Source organism: Mesorhizobium sp. M7D.F.Ca.US.005.01.1.1, from assembly GCF_003952545.1.
In the GTDB taxonomy this organism is placed as follows: Bacteria; Pseudomonadota; Alphaproteobacteria; order Rhizobiales; family Rhizobiaceae; genus Mesorhizobium; species Mesorhizobium loti.
The window spans coordinates 3295764-3319001 of sequence record NZ_CP034453.1 but is presented as its reverse complement, the minus strand read 5'-3'; the positions used below and the strand labels follow the sequence as shown (position 1 = coordinate 3319001).

The following is a 23238-nucleotide window of genomic DNA, read 5'->3' as shown; positions in this document are numbered from 1 at the left end:
GCCTGTCCGGTCGGCGCGTGGCTTACATGCCCTGGTAGACCGGGCCTTCGCCGCCTTGCGGAGGCACCCAGTTGATGTTCTGGTTCGGGTCCTTGATGTCGCATGTCTTGCAGTGGACGCAGTTCTGCGCGTTGATCACGAAGCGTACATCCTTGGCCGCGGGATCGGCGGCCGCATTGCCGTCCTTGTCGACCCACTCGTAGACACCGGCAGGACAATAGCGCGTCGAAGGTCCGGCAAAGACATCGTGCTCGGAACGCTTCTGCAGCTCCATGTCGCCGACAAGCAGATGGACCGGCTCGTTTTCCTCGTGGTTGGTGTTGGACAGGAACACCGAGGACAGCCGGTCGAAGGTCAGGACGCCATCGGGCTTCGGATAGGCGATCTTCTTGTGCTGGGCGGCAGGCTCGAGCGTGGCATAGTCGGCCTTGCCATGCTTCAGCGTGCCGAAGGGCGAGATCCCGAACAACGTGTTCAGCCACATGTCGAGGCCGCCGAGACCGACACCGATGATGGTGCCGAAGCGCGACCATAGCGGCTTGACGTTGCGCACCCTCTTCAGATCCTTGCCGATGTCGGTCGCCCGCCAGGCTGCCTCATAGGAGGAAAGTTCGTCATTGGCACGACCGGCACCGATCGCCTCGGCGACGTGCTCGGCCGCCAGCATGCCGGACAGCACGGCATTGTGCGACCCCTTAATGCGCGGCACGTTGACGAACCCGGCCGCACAGCCCATCAGCGCGCCACCGGGGAAGGACAGTTTCGGCACCGACTGCCAGCCGCCTTCGGTGATGGCGCGCGCGCCGTAGCCCAGCCGCTTGGCGCCTTCGAAGGTACCGCGGATTGCCGGATGGGTCTTGAAGCGCTGGAATTCCTCGAACGGCGACAGCCAGGGATTCTTGTAGTTGAGATGGAGGACGAAACCGACCGCCACCTGATTGTCCTCGAGGTGGTAGAGGAACGAGCCGCCGCCGGTCTTCAGGTCGAGTGGCCAGCCGAAGGAATGCTGGACAAGGCCCGGCCGGTGGTTCTCCGGCTTGACCTGCCAGAGTTCCTTGAGGCCGATGCCGTATTTGCCCGGTTCGCGGCCATCGGAAAGCTTGTATTTGGCGATCAATTGCTTGGCGAGCGAGCCCCGCGCGCCCTCGCCGATCAGCACATACTTGCCCATCAGTGCCATGCCGGGTGCGAAACCCGGGCCGTGCGTGCCGTCCTTCTCGACGCCCATGTCGCCGGTGACGACGCCGGTGACGGCGCCTTCTTCATTGTAAAGCAGGCCGGACGCAGCAAAGCCTGGATAGATCTCGACGCCGAGCGCCTCGGCCTTGGTCGCCAGCCAGCGGCAGACATTGCCGAGCGAGACGATGTAATTGCCGTGATTGTTCATCAGCGGCGGCATCAGGATGTTGGGCAGACGGAACGAGCCTGCAGGGCCAAGGACGAGAAAATGGTCTGCCGTAACCGGCGTCTTGAAAGGATGGCCCTCCTCATCACGCCAGCCCGGCAAGAGCCGGTCGATGCCGATCGGATCGACGACGGCGCCGGAGAGGATATGGGCGCCGACTTCGCCGCCCTTTTCTAGGACGACAACCGAGAGCTCGGGATTGACCTGCTTGAGGCGGATGGCGGCGGCGAGGCCGGCCGGGCCGGCGCCGACGATAACCACGTCGAATTCCATGCTTTCGCGTTCGATGTCGCTCATCAACCCCTCCGCACTGGCTTATCCCATTCGGGTATCTTGCTGGCTCCTGCGCTGCATAGCGCATCAATTGGCGACAGGAAACCGGCGCATACGTGACAATGCGGTTTTGGCCAAAAAGTCGCGCATCGCGAGGCTGGGCGCGTGCTTTTCGTCCGGCATTGCCCTGGGCGCTTGCGTTTTTAATTGTTCGACGGCTTGCTTATCGGCCATACTTCACGCCATGCGCATTCCTGGGCCAGCCGGCTTTTCATCGACGCGCTTTGTTTTCCCGCCCGGCCGGACCCGCCGGGCGCTCCTTTTGGCCCTTCTGATGTTGGCACCGGGTCACGCCGCCGCGGACGAGGTGAAAGTCTGGGCGACGGGCGCCTACTCCTTCTCCGATGAGCTTGGCGGCTTCCACATCACCGGCGCTTCGGGCATCGGCACGAAGGATGATCCGCTGGTGATCACCGAAGAGCTGAATTCGTCAACGCCGGTCACGCTGACCATCCGCACGACAAAGCCGATCCAGGCTTTCGGCTCGGCCGGCGAATTCGCCAACGGTATCATGTATATGCGCATCGACGTGCTCAACAACAGCGGCCAGGCCTGGATCGAGTTCCAGTTCGAGCTGCAGGAGATCCTGAACCAGCCGAGCGTGTTCGGCGACGGGCTTTCGTTCGACCAGCGCAACAAGACACCTGACAACATCTGGTCGAGCAATTTTGCCGATTTCGATCGTGATTTCGAACCTTATGACCGGCTGCTGTTCAGGAACGGCAAGGTCGACCCGCTGAAAACCGCCAGGTTCGAATTCCTGATGACCGACTACACGCCGCGCTGGACTTTCTATCTGGTGCAGGATCCGCGCATACCGACGGGGTAGAGCAAGCGGCCAGCCTTGCAAATTGCCGCCACGCGGACGAATGTGCCGGCATGACTGCCGCTTTCCCAAACAACAGACCCGATATCGCCGACCTGCTGGCCTTTTATGCCAGCGTGGGCGTCGACGAGGCGCTTGAAGATCGGCCGGTGAACCGATTCGCCGAGGTTGCGCCAAAGCCTATGGAGCGCGCGCCGACGGTGGCGTCTTCGGGCGACACCGCCGCACCGCAGCGTTCGACGAACATCTCTCGCGCCGAAGCCGGAGACAGAGCAAATGCGCCACCGGTTGCGCGGCCGCCATCTGCGACGACTGCGGTTCCCGACGAAGCGCAAGCAGCACTTGCCCGCCAGTTGGCAACGACGGCAACGACACTGGACGAGCTTCGCCAGCACATGGCGTCGTTCGACGGCTGCAATCTCAAGACCACCGCCAAGAGCCTGGTGTTCGCCGACGGCAACCCGGAAGCAGCTGTGATGCTGGTCGGCGAAGCGCCTGGCCGCGACGAGGACATCGAGGGCCTGCCCTTCGTCGGCCGCTCGGGCCGGCTGCTCGACCGCATGCTGGCAGCGATCGGGCTCGACCGCACTTCGGTCTATATCGCCAACGTCATTCCCTGGCGGCCGCCGGGCAATCGCACACCGACGCCGCACGAAACCGAGATTTGCCGGCCGTTCATCGAGCGGCAGATCGAGCTGGTCAATCCGAAGGTGCTGATCAACCTTGGCGGCCCGTCAGCCAAGACCTTGCTCAATACCTCCGAAGGCATCCTGCGGCTGCGCGGCAACTGGCGGGTCCATACGACGGCATCCGGCATCGCCATTCCCGCCATGCCAACGCTGCATCCGGCCTATCTCTTACGAACGCCCGCGCACAAGAAGCTGGCGTGGCGGGATTTTCTCGAGGTGAAGGCAAAGCTGCGGGAGGTTGGCTGAGGCTTGGCAAGTAGCCAATCTCCGACATGGATGCCGTACCGATAACCTCAGAGGTAATTGAAATACGTCTCCTCTCAGCCTAACCATGCCTCATGACAACACCCCAAACCTCCGCCGGCAGCCTCATCCGCGAATGGCGCACGCGCCGGCGCATGTCACAACTCGACCTCGCGATGGAGGCCGAGATCTCGCAGCGGCATCTGAGCTTCGTCGAGAGCGGCCGTGCCGCGCCCTCGCGGGACATGGTGCTGCATCTGGCCGAGCAATTGTCGATCCCGCTCAGGCAACGCAACCGGTTGCTGCTCGCCGCCGGCTTTGCCCCCAGCTTCGGCGAGCGCTCGCTCACCGACACGACGCTGGCGCCGGCGATGGCGGCGGTCGAGATCGTGCTCAAGGGGCACGAGCCTTTCCCGGCACTCGCTGTCGACCGCCACTGGAACCTGGTTTCGGCCAACGCCGCCATCGCTCCCTTCCTTGCCGATATCAGCGAGGCTTCGCTGCTGACGCCGCCGGTCAACGTGCTTCGCCTCAGCCTGCATCCCGGCGGCATCGCACCACGCATCGTCAATCTCCAGGAGTGGCGAGCGCATCTGGTTGAGCGCCTGAAACACCAGAACGACGCCTCCGGCGACCCGGTGCTGGTCGAGCTGGAGCGTGAACTGCGGACCTATCCGTCCGGCTTGAAGGGCAGCCGGCCGACGCCTGTCGAGCCGAATGCCATCGTGCACCCGCTCAGGCTGGCGCATGGCGATCAGGTGCTGTCATTCATCAGCACCATCACCGTCTTCGGCACGCCGCTCGACGTGACGCTGTCGGAACTGGCGATCGAATCGTTTTTCCCGGCCGACGAGCAGACGAGGACGGTGCTAGTGCGATTGGCAAAGGAGCGGGCCGAGCTGCCGTAATCACCCTTCAGGCAAGGACGCCTTGCGTGTGCGGGTGCGCTCTAGGCCAAGCTGACGCTCGCGCCAGATGATGAAAATCCCGGCGGCAACAACGATCAACCCGCCGACGAGCATGTTCAGCGTGGCGACATCGCCAAAGACGAGATAACCGACGACGACGCCGAGGATCATCGAGGTGTATTCGAACGGCGCCACGACCGAGGCCTCGGCATGGCGATAGGCTGCCGTCATCAGGATCTGACCGAGGCCGCCGCAGAAGCCGGCGGCAACCAGAAGAGCCGCCTGGAGTGGCGTCAGCGCCTGCCAGCCGAACGGCAGCGACAGAAGCGACATGATGCTCGCCGTCACCGAAAACCACAGGACGATGGTCGCGGTGCGCTCGCTTTGCACGAGATTGCGCACCAAGAGCATGGCGACGGCCGAGATCGCCGCCGCGACCAGAGCGGCCACGACGCCAAGCACCTCCTGGTCGTCGAGCGCCTCGTCGGAACTCAAGAGCGTCAGCTCCGGCCAGGAGATGATCAGCACGCCGACCAGACCGACCGCGACCGCGCTCCAGCGATAGACGCGGATGGCTTCGCCGAGAAAGATCGAGCTGAACACCACCACCAGCAAAGGCTGCGCATAGTTCAGCGTGATAGCCTCCGGCAGTGGCAGCCGGGTCAACGCGAAAAAGCCAAGTCCCATGGCGCAGACGCCGACGACGCCGCGCGCGATATGGTTGAACGGACGCTTGGTGGTGAACGCGGTGCCAAGTTTTCCCCTGAAGGCCAGGAACGCGATGATCGGGAAGATGGCGAAGAAGGAACGGAAGAAGACGATCTGCCCCGCCGGAACGGTACCGGCGGCCTTGATGCAGGTCTGCATGCCGACGAAGACCGCCACCGACACGATCTTGAGCATGATGCCGGTGAGCGTGTTGTGCCCGCCAGCATGATCGCTGGCTGTGGCTGAGGAATTGCCGGGACCTGCTGTCACGCTCCCGCGGCTTCCCGGATCGTTGCCCAGATGCGCGCCGGCGTTGCCGGCATGTCTATGTGCCTGACGCCGTAGGCGCGCCAGAGGGCGTCGGTCACCGCATTGAGCGCCGCCGGCGTCGAGCCGATAGTGCCGGCCTCGCCTGCCCCCTTGATGCCGAGCGCATTGGTGGTCGATGGCACGTTGCGGGTCTCGAAATGGAAGAACGGGAAATTGTCGGCGCGCGGCATGGCGTAGTCCATGAAGCTCGCCGTCAGCAGTTGCCCGTCCTCGCCATAGATGGTGTCCTCGGTCAGCGCCTGACCGATGCCTTGCACGACGCCGCCATGCACCTGGCCGGCGAGCAGGATCGGATTCACGGTGACGCCGAAATCGTCGACGATGGTGTAGCGGACAATCTCGGTGGCGCCGGTGTCGGGGTCGATCTCGACCTCGCAGATATGAGTGCCGTTGGGGTAGGTGCACTCGTCCTGCACGAACTCGCCGAAGCCTTTGAGATCATCCGGCGTCTTGGCGGCCTTGGCGATGGCGGAAAAATCGATCGTGCGATCGGTGCCGACGATGCGGGCAACACCATCGGACAGCTCGATGTCGCCGGCAGAGGCTTCAAGCTCGTCGGCGGCGATGCGCCTGATCTTGTTGGCCAGATCCTCGCCCGCGCGGGAAGCTGATACACCCCCCAGCGGAATGGAGCGCGAGCCGCCGGTGCCGCCGCCGGCCTTCAGTTCGTCGGTATCGCCCTGGCGGACATGGATCTTGTCGATGTCGAGATTGAGCTTCTCCGACAGGAACTGCGCATAGGCGGTGGCGTGCCCCTGCCCGTTAGTCTGGGTGCCGATCTTCAACGTCACCGTGCCGTCGCCATTGAGTTCGACAAAGGCCGGCTCCGAGCCCGGAAAGGCGCAGGCCTCGATATAGGTCGCCATGCCGAGGCCGCGGATCTTTCCGCCAGCTTTCGACTGCGCCAGCCGCGCCGGGAACGCTTTCCATTCGGACCGTTCAATGGCGCGCTCCATATGGCCTTCGAATTCACCATTGTCGTAAAGGCGGCCGGTCTGCGTCCGATAGGGAAACTGCTCCGGCCGGATGAAGTTGCGGCGGCGGATCTCCTCGACAGGCAGGCTGAGATCATGGGCGCAGGCATCTACAAGCTTTTCCAGCAGGAACGCTGCTTCCGGCCGACCGGCACCGCGATAGGCATCGACCGGGCAGGTGTTGGTGTAGAGACCGGTGACCGAGACGTCGAGCGCCTGGATGTCATAGACACCGGTCGACATGGTGACGCCGATATAGGGAATAAACGGACCGTATTGCGAGATATACGCGCCGATGTTAGCGAGCAGGTCCACCTTCATGCCGAGGAAGCGGCCATCCTTGTCCAGCGCCATCTCGGCAGTCACGAAATTGTCGCGCCCTTGCGCGTCGGTCAGGAAGTGCTCGGTGCGGTCGCCGGCCCATTTGACCGGGCGGCCAAGCCGCTTTGCCGCCTCCAGCACCAGCGGATATTCGCGGTAGACGAAGCTCTTGGGGCCGAAACCGCCGCCGACATCGGGGGTGATGACGCGCAGCTGATTTTTCTTGATCTTGAACAGGCCGGCCAGGATGTACTGCATGGAATGCACGCCCTGCGACCCCGTGGTCAGCACGAAGCGGTTCTCGTCAATGTTCCACTCGCCGATCGCCGAGCGCGGCTCCATGTAGTTGCAGACCAGCCGGTTGTTGACGAATTCGATGCGGGTGACATGGGCGGCTTTGGCGAAAGCCGCCTTGGTCTTCTTCTTGTCGCCTATGTGGTAGGTGAAGGCGCGGTTGGAACCGAGCTCCGGCCAGACCAGCGGCGTGCCTTCGGCAAGTGCCGTTGCCGTCCCGGAGGCCGCATCTTCGCTGTCATAGTCGACGTCGATCAGTTCAGCGGCATCCTGCGCCAAAGCACGGCTGTCGGCGACGACGAAGGCAACGGCATCGCCGACATAGTTGACCCGGTCGCGGCACAGGATCGGGATGTCACGCGTCGGCGCCTTGGTGCCGTCCGGCTGTTCCTGCATGACACCGGACTTGAGATCGCCGAGATGAGCGAGGTCCTTGCCGGTCAGCACCAGATGCACGCCGGGTGCCGCCTTCGCCGCCTCGGTCGAACCGATGGTGAAGCTGGCCTTGGCGACTGGCGAGCGCAGAACATAGCCATGCAGGACGCCAGCCGGCTGGATGTCGTCGGTATAGCGGCCCTGTCCCTGGATGAAGGCGGCATCCTCGCGCCGCAGCACGGATGCGCCCATGCCGAATTTCGGTGTGACGACGGTCAATGGATGCCTCGCGGTGATGACGGAGAAGGAAGGCCTGAAATAGGCATTGCCTCAGTTTTGTCGAGGGGCCGTTTCGTGTAAAGAGCGCGGACTTCAAATTTCTTGGACCAGCGGACACAATCCGCCGCCAACGCCATCGACAGGAAAACCCACGGAATGCGCACGGACACCGGCCAAGTCTTCAAGCTCGAAGACTATCGCCCCAACGACTACCTCATTCCGCAAACCAACCTCACCTTCCGCCTTTCGCCAGACGCAACGCACGTCACCGCCTTGCTCACGGTCGAGCGCCGTGATGGCGTCTCCGTGTCGGCACCATTGGTGCTCGACGGCGACGGGCTGACGCTCAAGCGCATCGAGATCGACGGCAAGAAGGTGAAACCGGCGGATATGCTGGCGAGCCCGGACCAGCTGACCATCTTCAAGCCGCCGGCCGCGCGCCGCTTCCAACTGCTGATCGAGACCGAGTTGGCGCCGGCGGGCAATGAAGCGCTGATGGGCCTCTACCGCTCGAGCCATGTCTACTGCACGCAATGCGAGGCCGAGGGCTTCCGCCGTATCACCTATTTCCTCGATCGACCCGACATCCTGTCTGTCTACACGGTGCGCATAGAGGCAATGCGCGACGAGGCGCCACTGCTCCTGTCCAACGGCAACCCGGTCGACAAGGGTGACCTCGGCGACGGCTGGCACTATGCTAGTTGGCACGACCCCTTCCCCAAGCCGTCCTATCTGTTCGCATTGGTGGCCGGCAATCTCGGCCAGCTCGCCGACAGTTTCGTCACCCTGTCCGGCCGCACGGTCGAGCTCGGCATCTATGTCGAGCCCGGCAAGGAGAAGCTGGCCGGCTATGCGATGGACGCCCTGAAGCGGTCGATGAAATGGGACGAGGAGGCTTTCGGCCGGGAATACGATCTCGACGTCTTCAACATCGTCGCCGTGTCCGATTTCAACATGGGCGCGATGGAGAACAAGGGTCTCAATATCTTCAACGACAAATATGTTCTGGCCGATCAGGAGACCGCGACGGATGCCGATTTCGCCAATATCGAGGCGATCATCGCGCATGAGTATTTCCACAATTGGACAGGCAACAGAATCACTTGCCGCGACTGGTTCCAGCTCTGCCTGAAGGAAGGCCTGACCGTTTTCCGCGACCACGAGTTCTCCGCCGATCAGCGCTCGCGCGCGGTCAAGCGCATCGCCGAAGTGCGCACGCTGCGCGCCCATCAGTTTCCCGAGGACCAAGGCCCGCTGGCGCATCCGGTGCGGCCGCGCCGCTACCGCGAGATCAACAATTTCTACACGGCGACGGTCTACGAGAAGGGCTCCGAAGTGGTGCGCATGATCCGCACAATTCTCGGAGTCGACGCCTTTCGCGCCGGCATGGACCTCTATTTCGAGCGGCACGACGGTGACGCGGCGACGATCGAGGATTTCATCAAGGTGTTCGAGGATGCGTCCGGCCGCGACCTGTCGCAGTTCGCGCTCTGGTATCATCAGGCGGGAACGCCCAACCTGACGATCAGTTCGACGCACAATCCGGCTGCGCGCGAGTTCACGCTCGAAATCGAGCAGTCGGTGCCGCCGACACCCTCCGAAAGCCGCAAGCGGCTGATGCACATCCCGCTTGCCTTCGGCCTGATCGGCGCCGGCGGCAAGCCCGTGGCGTATAGCGGCGTCGAGGGCGCCAGTGTCGAGGATGGCGTCATCCATGTCCGCAAACGCCGCCACATGGTGCGGTTTTCAGGCGTCGCCGAGCGCCCGGCCGTCTCGCTCAACCGCGGTTTTTCGGCGCCGGTGACCCTGGCGGTCGAACAGAAGACCGACGACCAGTTCTTCCTCGCCCGCCACGACAGCGACGCCTTCTCGCGCTGGCAGGCCTTCAACACATTGCTGACCGACGCACTGATTGCCGCCTTCCGAGAAATCCTCGGAGGCAAGCAGCCGGTCTTCGCGGCGCGTCTGACCGAACTCGCCGGCAGTATCGCCGCCGACGAGACGCTGGAGCCGGCCTACCGCGCGCTGGCGCTGGCGCTGCCCGGCGAAGCAGACATTGCCCGCGACATCGGCAGGAATATCGACCCCGATGCCATCTATGCGGCTCGCGAGGCGCTGGCGCTGGCGATCGGCACCGCGAACCGGGACGCTTTTTCGGGGCTCTACGAGCGCCTCGCCGACAAGGCAGTGTTCAGCCCTGACGCGGAGAGCGCCGGACGGCGCGCCCTGCGCAACATCCTGCTGGATTATCTGGCGCTGCAGCCGGGCGGAGCGGCACTTGCCGCCGGGCATTTCCAATCCGCGACCAACATGACCGACCGCGCGGCAGCACTTGCCGTGCTGGCGCATCGTCACCACGGCTCGCCCGAGGCGATCAAGGCGCTGGCGGCTTTCGAGACAACTTACGGGTCCGATCCGCTGGTGATGGACAAATGGTTCCAGATCCAGGCCAGCGTTCCGGGGCCACAAACCGTCGACACAGTGAAGGCCCTGACCAGCCACCCGGCCTTCTCGATGGGCAATCCGAACCGGGTGCGCTCGTTGATCGGCACCTTCTCCAGCGCCAACCAGACCAGCTTCCATCGTGCTGACGGCGAAGGCTACTGGTTCTTTGCCCAGACCGTGCTCGAGGTCGAAAAACGCAACCCGCAAGTGGCGGCAAGGCTGGCGACGGCGCTCAGATCGTGGCGTTCGCTCGAACCTTTGCGGCAGGCCAAGGCCAGGGAAGCGCTGCTTTCGATCGCCGGCGCCGAAAACCTGTCGGCGGATCTGCGGGACATCGTCGAGCGCACGCTGGCATAAGCGGGCGCTCGACGAGGGGCATCGGCCCGTTTCAGCGTTATTTTAGTCGATTTTTAATCTTTTTTCGCCGGACCACTGGACAAGGCGAATCACCTTTGATTCTTTACTGACGATTCGGATGTGCGGCGTTTGCCGGATCAACAAGCAGCATAGGCAAATTCGGGGAGTGCCATTTATGGCGAAGGCGGACGCGTGGGGCGCGCCCGGAGGGACGGCTTTTGCGCATCGTGAGACGCGCAGCGACGGCCTTGCTGGGAATACGCGGCTCATCGCCGAACCGGCCTACCGGCGGCTTCTGGCCGCCGAGCCGCTGCTGCGCCGATCGATACCCGTCCTGATCATCACATTCCTGATCGTCATCGCGGCACTGCGCGTGCTGTCGCTGATGAACGAGCGCGACGATGTCGAGCGCAATGCCAAGGCGATCCTGACGCTGGCGGCTGGCCAGCTGGCCAGTTCGCTCGCCACCACCTCGGACACGGTGCCCGGCGCCATCCAGGATCTGCTGGAGACCACCAGCCGTCAGGGCGCGATGGGCCGCAGCCATGTGCTCGTCATCACCGACAGTGCGTTCAAGATCGTCGCGGTGACACCGCGCTCGGTGCCATGGCAGGGCCATTCGCTCGACGGCCTCGTCGAAGGCGGCCAGCCATTGTTCATGTTCGGCGATCGCGCCGGCGTCATGGACGTCAACATCGACGGACGCGACTGGTACGCGGCGGTCAGCCTGGCGAATGGCCAGAAAGGTGCGTCGGCGGCCCTGGTGCCGCAGGACGCGGTTTTCGATGGCTGGCGCAAGACTGTTTCGCTGAACGTCACCCTGTTCGTGCTGACGGCCGGAGTGCTGATCGTCATCCTCTATGCCTATTTCGGCCAGGCGGCGCGTGCGCAGGCGGCTGACCGCATCTACCTCGAAGCGCATCAGCGCATCGACATGGCCCTGGTGCGCGGCCGCTGCGGCCTGTGGGACTGGGACATGGTGCGCGGCAAGATGTACTGGTCGCGCTCGATGTACGACATGCTCGGCTACAAGCCCTGCGACACGATGCTGTCCTTCGGCGAGGTCGATCAGATCATCCATCCCGAAGACGGCGACCTGTTCGAGCTCGCCAACAGAATTGTCGCACGCGAGATCGACCATATCGACCAGGTGTTCCGGATGCGGCATTCCGACGGCCAATGGGTCTGGATGCGTGCCCGGGCACAAGTCATCGATCCGGAAGCCCCGGAGATCCAATTGATCGGCATCGCCGTCGATGTCACCGAACAGCGTCATCTGGCGTTGCGTTCCGAGGCGGCCGACCTTCGCCTCAGAACGGCGATCGAGAATATCAACGAATCCTTCGTGCTGTGGGATTCGGCGCAGCGCCTGATCATGTGCAATTCCAAATACCAGCAGGACAACGGGCTTTCGGACCGCGACGTCATGCCGGGCGTCACGCGTGCGGCACTGGAAGAACGCATGCTGGCCTTTGCTTCCGAACGGCGGCTTGCCAACACCAGCGGACTGCAAGGCGGCGCCACTTTCGAGCGCCAACTGGCGGATGGCCGCTGGCTGCAGGTCAACGAACTGAAGACCCGGGATGGCGGCATCGTCTCGGTCGGTTCCGACATCACCCAGATCAAGCTGCACCAAGAGAAGCTGGTCGACAGCGAGCGCCGGCTGATGGCGACGATTCATGATCTCAGCCTCGCCCGCCGGGCGGAAGAAGAGCGTTCGCGCGAACTGGTCGACCTCAACCGCAAATACATGAAGGAAACCGAACGGGCCGAAGCGGCGAACCGGGCGAAATCCGAATTCCTGGCCAACATGTCGCATGAGTTGCGCACGCCGTTGAACGCCATCATCGGCTTCTCCGAACTGATGGAACAGGGGCTGTTCGGCCCGCTCGGATCGGAGCGCTACGAGGAATATGCCACCGACATCAACAGCAGCGGCAAATATCTGCTGGGGGTCATCAACGACATTCTCGACATGTCCAAGATCGAGGCCGGCCAGTTCTCGCTGGACCGGGAAGAGATCGACCTTGGCCCGCTGATCAGCGAAACCGTTCGCGTCGTTTCGCTGCAAGCGGCGCAAAAGGCCATCACCGTGGAAACCCGCATCGCCGACGCGCTGACGCTGGTCGCCGATCGCCGGGCGATCAAGCAGATCGTCATCAACCTTTTGTCCAACGCGGTGAAATTCACCGGCCAAGGCGGCCACATATCGGTCAGGGCCCGCAACACATCCGGCGCGCTGGTGCTGACGATCGAGGACAATGGCTGCGGCATCCCCAAGGATGCGCTCGGCAAGCTCGGACGGCCCTTCGAACAGGTGCAGAACCAGTTCTCCAAGAGCCACGCCGGGTCCGGCCTTGGCCTCGCCATCTCGCGCTCGCTGGCTGAACTCCAGGGCGGCGCGCTGAAGATCCGTTCGACCGAAGGTGTCGGCACGATCGTATCGGTGCGCATTCCGGTGAAGAAGACCGTGCCGGCCATCAGGGTCGCGGCCTGAGCAGCAGGCTCTGACTGACACCGCCGGAGCCTGCTCCAGACAGCCTCACTGCATATCGCTGTTGTCTCCGTCGTCACTCCATTGACGGTGGCGGCCGAAGCGGCCGCCCTTCGGCAATTCGCTCTTTTCGATCTTGCCGTCATTGTTCTTGTCGAGCATTGCGAAGACCTTCTTCTCACGACTGGTGAGATCGTCTGTGGTCAGCGTGCCGTCGCCCTTGGTGTCGTAGCGGGCGATAATGCGTTTGGCCATCTGCTCGAAACGCGCTTTCTCAAGCGCATCGGCAAGCTGGGCGACGGTCAGCTTGCCGCCATTGTCGGCGACGAGCTTCTTCAGCCGCGCGTTCATGGCGCCGGAAAACTGATCGAAGGTGATGGTGCCGCCGGAATCGCTCATCGCCTTGTTGAGGCGCATCATCGTGCCCTCACGCATTTTTTCACTGGCATTGTTTTCGGCATAGGCCGTGGTGCCGACGGCGCCGGCCAAGGCTACGAAGGCAAGGGCAAGTTTCGTTGACTTTCTCATGATCTTCTCCTGTTGCATCGTCACCCCCGATGCGGTCCGAGATAGCCGCTCGTCGCGGTCATCTCGTACGAAGCAAACGATCAAAATCCTTCCTGACCTTTTGCGACGTCTCTTTGAGGTGTGCTTCCAGCACACCGAAATCTGGCAGGTCGGTCACCGCCAGAAGCAGATCCGAAAGCCCCGGCGGAACATCGTCGCGCTCAAAGGCTCCGGTGAGGCACAGCCGCGTCATCTGGGTCAGCGCCAGATAGAGCGCGTAGGCGTCGCCAAGCGCCTGCCTGACCTCGGCATCGGCAAAGCCCGGTGCAAGACGCGACAGGATCTCGGCCGTGCCGGTGGCACGTGCAATTGGCACGGCCGGGGCACGTGCAATTGGCACGGCCGGGGCACGTGCAATTGGCACGGTCGGGGCACGCGGCCCGGCATCGACCTGGCCGGTGATGACGGCCACCTGAGCGATGAATTCGAGATCGATGAGGCCGCCGGGAATCAGCTTGATGTCCCACAGATCGCGCGGTGGCTTTTCTTTTTCGATCATGGCGCGCATGTCCGAGGCCTCGGCCATCACCTTTTTCGCGTCGCGCGGCTGGCCAAGCACGGCGGCGACTTCCGCTTCAACCTCACCGCACAAGCTGGCGTCGCCGCCAATGGCGCGGGCGCGGGCCAGCGCCATGTGCTCCCAGGTCCAGGCCTCCTGGCGCTGGTATTTCTTGAAGGCATCGATGTGGGTGGCCACCGGACCCTTGTTGCCGGATGGCCGCAGGCGCAGGTCGAGTTCGTAGAGCACCCCCTCCGCCGTCGGCGCGGACACGGCCGCGATCAGCCGCTGCGTCATGCGGGTGTAGTAGTGCGAAGGCGCCAACGGCTTGTCACCATCGGACTCCTCGGCGTCCGGCGCGTGGTCGTAGAGCAGGATCAGGTCAACATCCGATCCGGCGGTCAGCTCGCGGCTGCCAAGCTTGCCCATGCCGAGCAGCGAAACCACGCCGCCGGCAATCGTGCCATGGCGCGCCGCGAATTCGGCCGTCACCGCCTGCAACGCCGCCTCGATGGTGAGATCCGCCAGGTCGGAAAAGGCGCGGCCGGCCCGAGCCGGATCGATCGAGCCAGCGAGCAGCCTGACACCGATCAGGAATTTCTGCTCGGAGGCAAAAATGCGCAACCGGTCGAGCACGTCCTCATAAAGCCGGTCGCCCTCGACAAAGGCGGAAAGCCGCGCCGACAGATAGGCGCGGTCCGGCAGTTCTGTCAGCAAGGCCGGGTCGAGCAGACCATCGAAAACATGCGGCCGGCGCGTGATGATCGCCGCCAGCCGGGGCGCGGCACCCATGATCGTCGCCAGAAGCTTCAGCAGGGCTGGATTGGACTGCAGCAGGGAAAACAGCTGGATGCCGGCCGGCAGGCCGGCGAGAAACTCGTCGAAGCGCATCAGGGCTTCGTCCGCCCGGCGCGTCTGGCCGAAGGAGCGCAGCAGCGCCGGCGTCAGTTCCGTCAGCCGCTCGCGCGCCTCCGCCGACTGGGTGACGCGATAGCGGCCGAAATGCCAGCCGCGGATGACGCGGCAGATGTCGCTTGGCCGCTGAAAGCCGAGGCCGTGCAAGGTCTGCAACGTATCGGGATCGTCGACATCGCCGGTGAACACCAGATTGCCTATGCCCGTCGACAGTTCCGGCGCGGTTTCGAAAAGAGCCGCGTAATGACGTTCCACCTGCTGCAGCGAGGCGCGGAACGCCAGGGCAAAGGCAGAAGCATCGGCAAAGCCGAGCATGCGGGCGATGCGTTCCAGTCCTTCATCGTCTTCCGGCAGCGTGTGCGTCTGCTCGTCGGCAACCATCTGCACGGCATGTTCGACGCGGCGCAGGAACCAGTATTGACGAGCCAACGCGTCGCACGCATCGGCGGTGATCCAGCCGCGTGCGGCGAGCTGGCCGAGCATCGGCACGGTCTCGCGGCCACGCAGTTCCGGGAAGCGTCCGCCGGCGATGAGTTGCTGGGTCTGGACGAAGAACTCGATCTCGCGGATTCCACCGCGCCCGAGCTTGACGTTGTGACCCTTGACGGCGATCTCGCCATGACCCTTGTGGGCGTGGATTTGGCGCTTGATCGAATGGACGTCGGCAATCGCCGCGTAGTCCATGTATTTGCGCCAGATGTAGGGCTGCAACTCCTTGAGGAAGGCAACGCCCGCGGCCAAATCGCCGGCCACCGGACGTGCCTTGATCATGGCGGCGCGCTCCCAGTTCTGGCCGCGTGCCTCATAGTAGCGCAGTGCCGCCTCAACCGGGATCGCCAGCGGCGTCGAACCGGGATCGGGGCGGAGCCTCAGATCGGTGCGGAAGACATAACCGTGCTCGGTGCGGTCCTGCAGGATGCGCACCAGGCGGCGCGTCAAGCGCGAGAACAGCTCGGTGGCATCGAGGGGATCAGCGACAGCGGGCGCTTCCGGATCGAAGAAAACCACAAGGTCGATGTCGGACGAGAAATTCAGCTCGTGCGCGCCGAGCTTGCCCATACCGAGCAGGATCCAGCCCGATTGCTTCGACGGATTGTCGAGATCCCGCAGTTTGAGCTTGCCCTGGCCATGTGCGTCGCGCAGCAGGAAGTCGACAGCGGCGCGGGTGCAGGCATCGGCAAGGTCGCTCAGCCGCCGCACCGTCAGCGCCGTTTCGGCTTCGCCGGCAAGATCGGCCAGCGCGATCAGGAAATGCGCCTCGGCCTTCCATTGACGCAGCTCCATCATCAGGCTGGATTCCGAGACCGCCTCGGCGAGATAGGCCTGGTCGATGGTGGCGCCGATCGCTTTCAGCCGAGCCTCGACGGGCTGGTCGAAGAGGCCGTCCAGTATCCGCGGCCGGCGGCGTGCCGTATCGCGCAGGAACGGAGACAGATCGAAAACGGCGGCGAGGAAATCCTGGCTCTCCCCTTTGCCGGCCAGGAACTTGGCCAACCGCGTCAGCCCTTCTTCCCGCGCCGCTGAAGCGATCTCGGCCAGTTCTTGCCGCGCATGGCCTTCATCCAGCGGAGCAAGCCTGGCCGCCGGCTTCAGCAGCCAATCCGTCGCCGCCCGCTTTGCAGCCGTGCTCATCAGTGATCCTCCCGTGCCGGGAAATTCATGACCACGGATAATCCGGGATTGCCAGGCAAGAGATCAAGCCGGCCATTGTGGAACGTCATGACGGCCTTGGCGAGACTGAGGCCAAGACCGGAACCCGGCTGCGAACGGCTCTTCTCCAGCCGCACGAAACGTTCCGTCGCACGGGCGCGGTCGCCGTCGTCGGGAATACCATGGCCATTGTCGGCGACCGACAGCCGAACGCCCGCACCGACCCGCTCAAGTGCCACGCGTACGGCCGGCTGGGCGGTGGCGTCGGTCGAATATTTGATGGCGTTGTCGACGATGTTCGACAGCGCCTGGCCGATCAGTTCGCGGTTGCCGTTGACGAAGGTCGCCTCTCGGACATCTGCCTCGAGCGAGACGCCCGCCTCCTCCGCCACCGGCTCATAGAGCTCGACGACATCGCGCACGGCTTCCGCAAGATCGACGCGGTTCGTATTTTCAGACGAGTAGCCAGCCTCCAGCCGGGAGATCATCAGGATGGCGTTGAAGGTTTTTATCAGCTGGTCGGACTCGGCGATGGTGCCTTCCAGCGCCTGCCGGTAGTCTGATGTCTTGTGCTTGCCCGAAAGCGTCACTTCGGCCCGGTTGCGAAGCCGGGTCAGCGGCGTCTTCAGATCATGCGCGATGTTGTCGGAAACCTGCTTCAGACCCTCGTTGAGCGTGGCGATTCTGGCCAGCATGGCATTGAGGTTTTCGGAGAGCCGATCGAACTCGTCACCGGCCCCGGTCACCGGCAGCCGGCCCGACAGATCGCCGCCCATGATGCGGCGGCTAGCTTCCGACACGCTGTCGATGCGCTTCAGCGCGGCGCGGCCGACAAAGAACCAGATTAGCAGTCCGCCAAGCCCCATCATGCCGAGCGCCAGCATCAAAGCACGGCGGATGACAGCGCGGAACCGCTCCGGCTCGCCGAGGTCGCGGCCGACCAGCATGATCATCTGGTTCGGCAGCCGCAGCACCAGCGCAATGGCGTTGTGGCCCTTTTCGCCCTGCGCCTGCGCATCGCTCTGTTCGGATTGGGTGCTACCCTGCTCGGCTGGCAGATTGCGCAGACGCTCAAGTTCTCCTTCGCCAAAGCGCTGATAGGAGAAAGGGCTGCTGGTCCAGCCTTCGGCTTCGAGAACGCCAGGTTCGAGGCTCTGCACATTGCCGGTCAGAATCTGGCCGTTGGCGTCGGCGATGAGATAGAGATTGGCGCCGGGCTGACGTGAGCGCGCCTCGACCACACGGACCAACACCGGCAGGCCGCCGCGTTGATAGGCGTGAGCCAGACCGAGCACCTCGTCATTGATGGTGTCCTGTGTCTGCGCCGTCAGCATGCGTGCCGACAGCGAGGTCATGTAGAAGACGAGCGCCACAGCGCAGAGTGCGAAGAGCAGGAGGTAGAGCGCCGAAAGCCGCGCTGCCGTCGTCTTCATGATGGCTGGCACGGAAAGAGCCATGCTGCTGCTAGCCGCTCTTCAGCATATAGCCGGCGCCGCGAACCGTGTGCAGGATGGGCTTGTCGAAGCCCTTCTCGATCTTGCCGCGCAGTCGCGAGACATGGACGTCGATGACATTGGTCTGCGGATCGAAATGATAGTCCCAGACATTTTCGAGCAGCATAGTGCGCGTCACCACCTGGCCGGCATGACGCATGAGATATTCGAGCAGGCGGAATTCACGCGGCTGCAGCGTGATCTCGCGCGCCGCACGACGCACCGAATGCGACAGCCTGTCGAGTTCGAGATCGCCGACGCGGTAGACGGTTTCCGCTTCCTTGGCGCTGGCGCGACGGTTCAGCACCTCGACGCGGGCCAGAAGCTCGGAGAAGGCATAGGGCTTGGTCAGATAGTCGTCGCCGCCGGCGCGGAGGCCGGTGACCCTGTCATCGACCTCGCCGAGCGCCGACAGGATCAGCACCGGCGTCGTGTTGCCCCTGGATCTCAGACCGGCGATGACCGACAGGCCGTCGCGACGCGGCATCATCCGGTCGATGACCATCACGTCATAGTCGCCGGCATCGGCGAGCGCGAAGCCGGTTTCGCCGTCGCCGGCGACATGCGCGGTGTGACCGGCCTCGGTAAAGGCTTTCTGCAAGTAATCCGCAGCCTCGCGATCGTCTTCTATGACGAGAATCTTCATAGGGCTGTTATACGCGATTTCGCCGGAAGGTTGAGTGGCAGACATCTGCATTGTGGCCTTTGCCAAAGCGCATCGCGATCAAGATCATCCGAAGCCGTGCGCGATAAGTCCTCGCTCCCGATGTTGTTGCGTTAGACCGCAGAAGCGCTTTTGAATTGTGCGGCAGCGGGCGATGGGAGGCCCGCTGCCGCCGGGGGAGAGCGCGATGACTGACTAACGCGCGCTCCTCCATGCTTTCCCGTGCGGCGGCTCGGGGGTGTTTGAAACTGCCGCACTGGAAAAGTCGAACAGCTTCCGAAACCGAACTCCGGTTCCGGAGCCAGCGTCAGCCCTTGGCGACGGGCAGCGCGACGAAACGATTGGCGTCGTCGTGGGTGATCTGCATCAGCACTGCCTTGCGGCCGGATTTGACTGCTTCGGCCATCGCCTTGGTGACGTCTTCGATGCCGTTCACTTCGTTCGAATTGACCGACGTGATGATGTCACCGGGCTGGATGCCGCGATCGGCGGCGTCGCTGTCGGGGTCGACATCGGTCACCACCAGCCCCTTGCCGTTTTCGGACTTGGTAACGGTCAGGCCGAGATCAGCGAGCGAATCTGGCTTGGCCGGAGCGGCGGGCTGCGGCTGGTCGGCAGACGCCTGCTTGTCGCTTGAGGGCAACGTGCCGAGATCGACCTTGACCGTCTGGCTCTTGCCGTCGCGCCACACGGTGACATCGACCGACTTGCCAGGCGAATAGGCGCCGATCAGCCGGGCCAGTTCCTTCGGCGAAGCAACGTCCTTGCCTTCGACCTGGGTGATCACGTCGCCGGCCGTGATACCGGCCTTCTTTCCTGGGCCGTTGTCCTGGGCGCTGGAAACCAGCGCGCCGTTGTTGGACTTCAGACCGAGCGACTCAGCGATGTCGGAAGTGACCGGCTGGATTTCGACACCGAGCCAGCCGCGCTGCACGGAACCGCTCTTCATCAGGTCCTGAACGACCTGCTTGGCGGTCGAAGCGGGAATGTCGAAGGCGATGCCGACGCTGCCGCCGGACGGCGAGAAGATCGCGGTGTTGATGCCGACGACCTGGCCGTTGAGGTTGAAGGTCGGGCCACCCGAATTGCCGCGGTTGACCGAAGCGTCGATCTGGATGAAGTCGTCGTAAGGGCCGGCGCCGATGTCGCGGCCACGGGCCGAGACGATGCCGGCAGTGACGGTGCCGCCGAGGCCGAACGGATTGCCGACGGCCACCACCCAGTCACCGACGCGAACCTTGGAATCGTCGGCGAAGTCGACATAGGTGAACTTGCCGACACCGTCGACCTTGAGCACGGCGAGATCGGTGCGCGGGTCGGTGCCGATCAGTTTGGCGTCGAGTTCCTTGCCGTCATTCATCACCACGGTGAAGGCCGAGCCTTCCGAAACGACGTGATTGTTGGTGACGAGATAGCCGTCATCGGAGATGAAGAAGCCGGACCCTTGAGCAACCGGCCGCGGCTGGTCGTTGTTGTGGTCGCGGTGGTTGAAGCGGCGGTTACCGCCACCCTGGCCGTTCTGGTCGCCAAAGCCACGGAATTCCTTGAAGAAGCGGCGCAGCTGCGGATTGTCGGGCATGTTGTTCATGCCGTCCGGATCGTCGCCCTGATCCGAGCCGTCATCGGCCGCGGGCTGGATCTTGGCCTTGACCTTGACGCTGACGACGGCAGGAGAAACGCGCTCGACGACATCGGCGAAGCCCGGCACCTGCGGCGCCTCGACGCGCACGGCGTCAGCCAGAACAGGGCTGGTTCCGCTGGTCAGCGCGCCAACGCCGATAGCACCGGCCACGGCGATGGACGCGACGGCAGCCATGAGACGCTTGCGGGTGACGGAATATGAATTGGGGGCAATATTCATGGATTTCTTATCCTCTTTCAAACGGACGCTGCTTGATCGGCATCCTCAGGAAAAGAGAATTAGAGAGGCGCACATTACAGCGCCATTTCCGACACATGAAACTTTGGTAATGTTTGGCAGCGACCGTGGCGTCAGTCGCGGCGCAATATGGTGTCCAGTGCCGCCTGTTCTTCGGCGGACAAGGATTTTGTTGCCAGCGTGCGGCGCGACCGCGCGGTCAGCACGATGAAAACGCCGCCAACCAGCAAGAGCAGGATAGGTGTGCCCCACAGCAACGCATTGCGCAGGTCGAAACGCGGCTTCAGCAACACGAACTCGCCGTAGCGCGACACGACGTAATCCATCACCTGCTGGTCGGTATCGCCGGCGACGAGGCGCTGGCGCACAAGGACGCGCAGATCGCGGGCAAGGTCGGCGTCGGATTCGTCGATCGACTGGTTCTGGCAGACCATGCAGCGCAGGCCTTCCGACAGCGCCCGCGCCCGCGCCTCCAGCGCCGGATCAGGCAGCATCTCGTCAGGCTTCACCGCCAGGGCCGTGCCGGCAAAGGACAGCGCCAGCAGCAGGACAATCGAGGTCAGCGAAAGCCGTGCATTCATGGCAGACCCGCGGACGTCACCGCGCTCACCTGCTTGCGCCGCCGCGACGGCGCGCCGACGCGCAGGCGCCGGTCCATCAGTGACATCGCCGCGCCCGCCATCATCATCAGGCCGCCGCCCCAGATCAATGTCACCAGCGGTTTCCACCACAGACGCACCACGACGGAACCGTCTTTGCCCTCGTCGCCGAGCGAGATGTAGAGCTGGGAGAAGCCGATGGTCCTGATGCCGGATTCCGTCGTCGTCATCTGCCGCACCGGATAAAACCGCTTGGCCGAGCTGATTTCGCCGACAGGACTGCCGCTGACGCCGATCAGTTCGAAGCGGCCGCGATCCTCGGCGTAGTTCGGTCCCTGGGCCGGATAGAGCCCGACGAAACGCAGCGTATGGCCGGAGAGTTCGACGGTCTCGCCGGCATGCATCGACAGTATCTTTTCGGTGCCGAAGCAAAGCGTGCCGACGATGCCGAGCGTGGTCAGCCCAAGCCCAAGGTGGGCGAAGGCGGTGCCAAAGACCGAACGCGGCAGGCCGAGCAAGCGCTTGACCATGATCCTCGCGGCAACATTGCCGACCCCAGATTTGACGGCGAGGTCGGTAAGCGCGCCGAGGATCAGCCAGACGGCAAGGCCGACGCCCAGGGCTGCAAACACCGAGGCGCCATCGATGAACAAAGCGGTGACAAGCGTCGCCAGGAGGGCCGCGGCGAACGCCACCATCAGGCGTTGCGCGACGGCGAAGACATCGCCGCGCTTCCAGGCCAGCAGCGGCCCAAACGGAACCACCAGCAGCAGCGGCACCATCAGCGGTCCGAAAGTCAGATTGAAGAATGGCGCTCCGACAGAGATCTTGTCGGCTGAAAAGGCTTCGACGGCCAGCGGATAGAGCGTGCCGACTAGCACAGTCGCGGTCGCCGTGGTCAGGAACAGATTGTTGAGCACGAGCGCGCCTTCGCGCGAAATCGGATGGAAGAGGCCGCCGGCCGTCAGCCGGGAGGCCCGCAGCGCAAACAGTGCCAGCGAGCCGCCGATGAACAACGTCAGGATGCACAGGATGAAGACGCCGCGCGTCGGATCGGTGGCGAAGGCATGCACCGAGGTCAACACGCCCGAGCGCACCAGGAAGGTGCCGAGCAGCGACAGCGAAAAGGTCAGGATGGCGAGCAGCAGCGTCCAGATCTTCAGTGCCGAACGCTTTTCCATGACGATGGCCGAATGGAGCAGCGCGGTGCCTGCCAGCCACGGCATGAAGGAGGCGTTCTCGACTGGATCCCAGAACCAGAAACCGCCCCAGCCGAGCTCGTAGTAGGCCCAGTACGATCCCATGGCGATGCCGCCGGTCAGGAACATCCAGGCGACCAGCGTCCACGGCCGCACCCAGCGTGCCCAGGATGCATCGATGCGCCCTTCGATGAGGGCGGCGACCGAGAAGGAAAAGCAGATCGAGAAGCCGACATAGCCGAGATAGAGAAACGGCGGGTGAATGGCGAGGCCTAGGTCCTGCAGGATCGGGTTGAGGTCGCGGCCTTCGATCGGCGCCGGATTGAGCCGGATGAACGGATTGGAGGTCGCCAGGATAAACAGGAAAAAGGCGGCGCCGATCGCGCCCTGCACCGCAAGCACGTTGGCGCGCAACGTCGCCGGCAGATTGGAGCCGAAGGCGGCGACAAGCGCGCCGAAGAAGGTCAGGATCAGCACCCAGAGCAGCATCGAGCCTTCATGATTGCCCCAGGTTCCGGTGATCTTGTAGATCAATGGCTGCAGCGAATGCGAATTTTCCCACACGCTCGCCACCGAGAAGTCGGAGCTTGCATAAGCACTCGCAAGTGCTGCGAAGGACAGCGCCGTCAAGGCAAAGCCGGTGACCGCGACCGGCCCGCCGACGGCCATCAGGCGCTGGTTGTTCAGGCGGGCGCCAAACAGCGGCACAAACGTCTGCACCAGTGAAAGCGCAAACGCCAGCACCAGGGCGAAATGTCCGGTTTCAACCATGGACTGTTGCTCTCCTGCCAG

General features: G+C 63.6%; 16 protein-coding genes. 5 read left to right on the top strand and 11 right to left on the bottom strand.

Annotated elements, in window-relative coordinates; all coding sequences use genetic code 11:
• Positions 1 to 22 precede the first annotated feature (22 nt).
• Positions 23 to 1702, bottom strand: coding sequence for an electron transfer flavoprotein-ubiquinone oxidoreductase (locus EJ076_RS15765; RefSeq protein ID WP_126068505.1), 1680 nt, complete (start codon positions 1700 to 1702; stop codon positions 23 to 25).
• A 63-nt stretch (positions 1703 to 1765) separates the two neighbouring features.
• Positions 1766 to 1912: a hypothetical protein gene (locus tag EJ076_RS35225; RefSeq protein ID WP_164548655.1), complete on the bottom strand. Its 147-nt coding sequence runs from the start codon at positions 1910 to 1912 to the stop codon at positions 1766 to 1768.
• Between the two features lie 10 nt (positions 1913 to 1922).
• Between EJ076_RS35225 and EJ076_RS15760 the strand changes: the two genes are divergently transcribed.
• The 3 genes from EJ076_RS15760 (at position 1923) to EJ076_RS15750 (ending at position 4404) form a co-directional block, all read left to right on the top strand.
• Positions 1923 to 2567 (top strand): hypothetical protein, encoded by a 645-nt coding sequence (locus EJ076_RS15760; RefSeq protein WP_109662611.1) that lies wholly within the window; start codon positions 1923 to 1925, stop codon positions 2565 to 2567.
• 50 nt (positions 2568 to 2617) lie between these two features.
• Entirely contained in the window at positions 2618 to 3499 is an 882-nt protein-coding gene (locus EJ076_RS15755; RefSeq protein ID WP_126068504.1) for a uracil-DNA glycosylase, read from the top strand.
• A gap of 92 nt (positions 3500 to 3591) precedes the next feature.
• Positions 3592 to 4404 carry a helix-turn-helix transcriptional regulator gene (locus EJ076_RS15750; protein WP_126068503.1) on the top strand — a complete coding sequence of 271 codons (813 nt, stop codon included), beginning with the start codon at positions 3592 to 3594 and terminating at the stop codon, positions 4402 to 4404.
• On the opposite strand, the gene EJ076_RS15745 is transcribed toward EJ076_RS15750, so the two are convergent.
• Together EJ076_RS15745 and EJ076_RS15740 are read right to left on the bottom strand one after the other, a co-directional pair.
• Positions 4405 to 5307: a DMT family transporter gene (locus EJ076_RS15745; protein WP_245463088.1), complete on the bottom strand. Its 903-nt coding sequence runs from the start codon at positions 5305 to 5307 to the stop codon at positions 4405 to 4407. It abuts the gene before it with no gap.
• Positions 5308 to 5378: 71 nt separating this feature from the next.
• Positions 5379 to 7685: a xanthine dehydrogenase family protein molybdopterin-binding subunit gene (locus tag EJ076_RS15740; protein ID WP_126068502.1), complete on the bottom strand. Its 2307-nt coding sequence runs from the start codon at positions 7683 to 7685 to the stop codon at positions 5379 to 5381.
• Between the two features lie 156 nt (positions 7686 to 7841).
• Here EJ076_RS15740 and pepN point away from each other — a divergent pair, with 156 nt between their 5' ends.
• Together pepN and EJ076_RS15730 are read left to right on the top strand one after the other, a co-directional pair.
• Positions 7842 to 10487: an aminopeptidase N gene (gene pepN / locus EJ076_RS15735; RefSeq protein WP_126068501.1), complete on the top strand. Its 2646-nt coding sequence runs from the start codon at positions 7842 to 7844 to the stop codon at positions 10485 to 10487.
• Between the two features lie 175 nt (positions 10488 to 10662).
• Positions 10663 to 12984, top strand: coding sequence for a PAS domain-containing sensor histidine kinase (locus EJ076_RS15730; RefSeq protein WP_126068500.1), 2322 nt, complete (start codon positions 10663 to 10665; stop codon positions 12982 to 12984).
• Between the two features lie 45 nt (positions 12985 to 13029).
• On the opposite strand, the gene EJ076_RS15725 is transcribed toward EJ076_RS15730, so the two are convergent.
• The 7 genes from EJ076_RS15725 to EJ076_RS15695 form a co-directional block, all read right to left on the bottom strand.
• Positions 13030 to 13509: a hypothetical protein gene (locus EJ076_RS15725; RefSeq protein ID WP_109663338.1), complete on the bottom strand. Its 480-nt coding sequence runs from the start codon at positions 13507 to 13509 to the stop codon at positions 13030 to 13032.
• A 58-nt stretch (positions 13510 to 13567) separates the two neighbouring features.
• Positions 13568 to 16594: a bifunctional [glutamine synthetase] adenylyltransferase/[glutamine synthetase]-adenylyl-L-tyrosine phosphorylase gene (locus tag EJ076_RS15720; RefSeq protein ID WP_126068499.1), complete on the bottom strand. Its 3027-nt coding sequence runs from the start codon at positions 16592 to 16594 to the stop codon at positions 13568 to 13570.
• Positions 16594 to 18069 carry a HAMP domain-containing sensor histidine kinase gene (locus tag EJ076_RS15715; protein WP_126068498.1) on the bottom strand — a complete coding sequence of 492 codons (1476 nt, stop codon included), beginning with the start codon at positions 18067 to 18069 and terminating at the stop codon, positions 16594 to 16596. Before EJ076_RS15715 ends, EJ076_RS15720 begins: the two co-directional genes overlap by 1 nt.
• 7 nt (positions 18070 to 18076) lie before the next feature.
• Positions 18077 to 18751, bottom strand: a complete 675-nt coding sequence (locus EJ076_RS15710) for a response regulator transcription factor (protein WP_164548653.1) — start codon at positions 18749 to 18751, stop codon at positions 18077 to 18079.
• A gap of 325 nt (positions 18752 to 19076) precedes the next feature.
• The gene (locus EJ076_RS15705; RefSeq protein WP_109663335.1) at positions 19077 to 20630 is read right to left on the bottom strand and encodes a Do family serine endopeptidase; all 1554 of its coding nucleotides are present in this window, start codon (positions 20628 to 20630) and stop codon (positions 19077 to 19079) included.
• 131 nt (positions 20631 to 20761) lie between these two features.
• Positions 20762 to 21229 (bottom strand): cytochrome c-type biogenesis protein, encoded by a 468-nt coding sequence (locus EJ076_RS15700; protein WP_126068497.1) that lies wholly within the window; start codon positions 21227 to 21229, stop codon positions 20762 to 20764.
• Positions 21226 to 23217 carry a heme lyase CcmF/NrfE family subunit gene (locus tag EJ076_RS15695; protein ID WP_126068496.1) on the bottom strand — a complete coding sequence of 664 codons (1992 nt, stop codon included), beginning with the start codon at positions 23215 to 23217 and terminating at the stop codon, positions 21226 to 21228. Before EJ076_RS15695 ends, EJ076_RS15700 begins: the two co-directional genes overlap by 4 nt.
• Positions 23218 to 23238: the final 21 nt, after the last annotated feature.

Bases quoted from the DNA above. Each gene is read 5' to 3' on its own strand.
- EJ076_RS15765 (WP_126068505.1), bottom strand. From the start codon at position 1,702: ATGAGCGACATCGAACGCGAAAGCATGGAATTCGACGTGGTTATCGTC.
- EJ076_RS35225 (WP_164548655.1), bottom strand. From the start codon at position 1,912: ATGGCCGATAAGCAAGCCGTCGAACAATTAAAAACGCAAGCGCCCAGG.
- EJ076_RS15760 (WP_109662611.1), top strand. From the start codon at position 1,923: ATGCGCATTCCTGGGCCAGCCGGCTTTTCATCGACGCGCTTTGTTTTC.
- EJ076_RS15755 (WP_126068504.1), top strand. From the start codon at position 2,618: ATGACTGCCGCTTTCCCAAACAACAGACCCGATATCGCCGACCTGCTG.
- EJ076_RS15750 (WP_126068503.1), top strand. From the start codon at position 3,592: ATGACAACACCCCAAACCTCCGCCGGCAGCCTCATCCGCGAATGGCGC.
- EJ076_RS15745 (WP_245463088.1), bottom strand. From the start codon at position 5,307: ATGCTCAAGATCGTGTCGGTGGCGGTCTTCGTCGGCATGCAGACCTGC.
- pepN (WP_126068501.1), top strand. From the start codon at position 7,842: ATGCGCACGGACACCGGCCAAGTCTTCAAGCTCGAAGACTATCGCCCC.
- EJ076_RS15730 (WP_126068500.1), top strand. From the start codon at position 10,663: ATGGCGAAGGCGGACGCGTGGGGCGCGCCCGGAGGGACGGCTTTTGCG.
- EJ076_RS15725 (WP_109663338.1), bottom strand. From the start codon at position 13,509: ATGAGAAAGTCAACGAAACTTGCCCTTGCCTTCGTAGCCTTGGCCGGC.
- EJ076_RS15720 (WP_126068499.1), bottom strand. From the start codon at position 16,594: ATGAGCACGGCTGCAAAGCGGGCGGCGACGGATTGGCTGCTGAAGCCG.
- EJ076_RS15715 (WP_126068498.1), bottom strand. From the start codon at position 18,069: ATGGCTCTTTCCGTGCCAGCCATCATGAAGACGACGGCAGCGCGGCTT.
- EJ076_RS15710 (WP_164548653.1), bottom strand. From the start codon at position 18,751: ATGAAGATTCTCGTCATAGAAGACGATCGCGAGGCTGCGGATTACTTG.
- EJ076_RS15705 (WP_109663335.1), bottom strand. From the start codon at position 20,630: ATGAATATTGCCCCCAATTCATATTCCGTCACCCGCAAGCGTCTCATG.
- EJ076_RS15700 (WP_126068497.1), bottom strand. From the start codon at position 21,229: ATGAATGCACGGCTTTCGCTGACCTCGATTGTCCTGCTGCTGGCGCTG.
- EJ076_RS15695 (WP_126068496.1), bottom strand. From the start codon at position 23,217: ATGGTTGAAACCGGACATTTCGCCCTGGTGCTGGCGTTTGCGCTTTCA.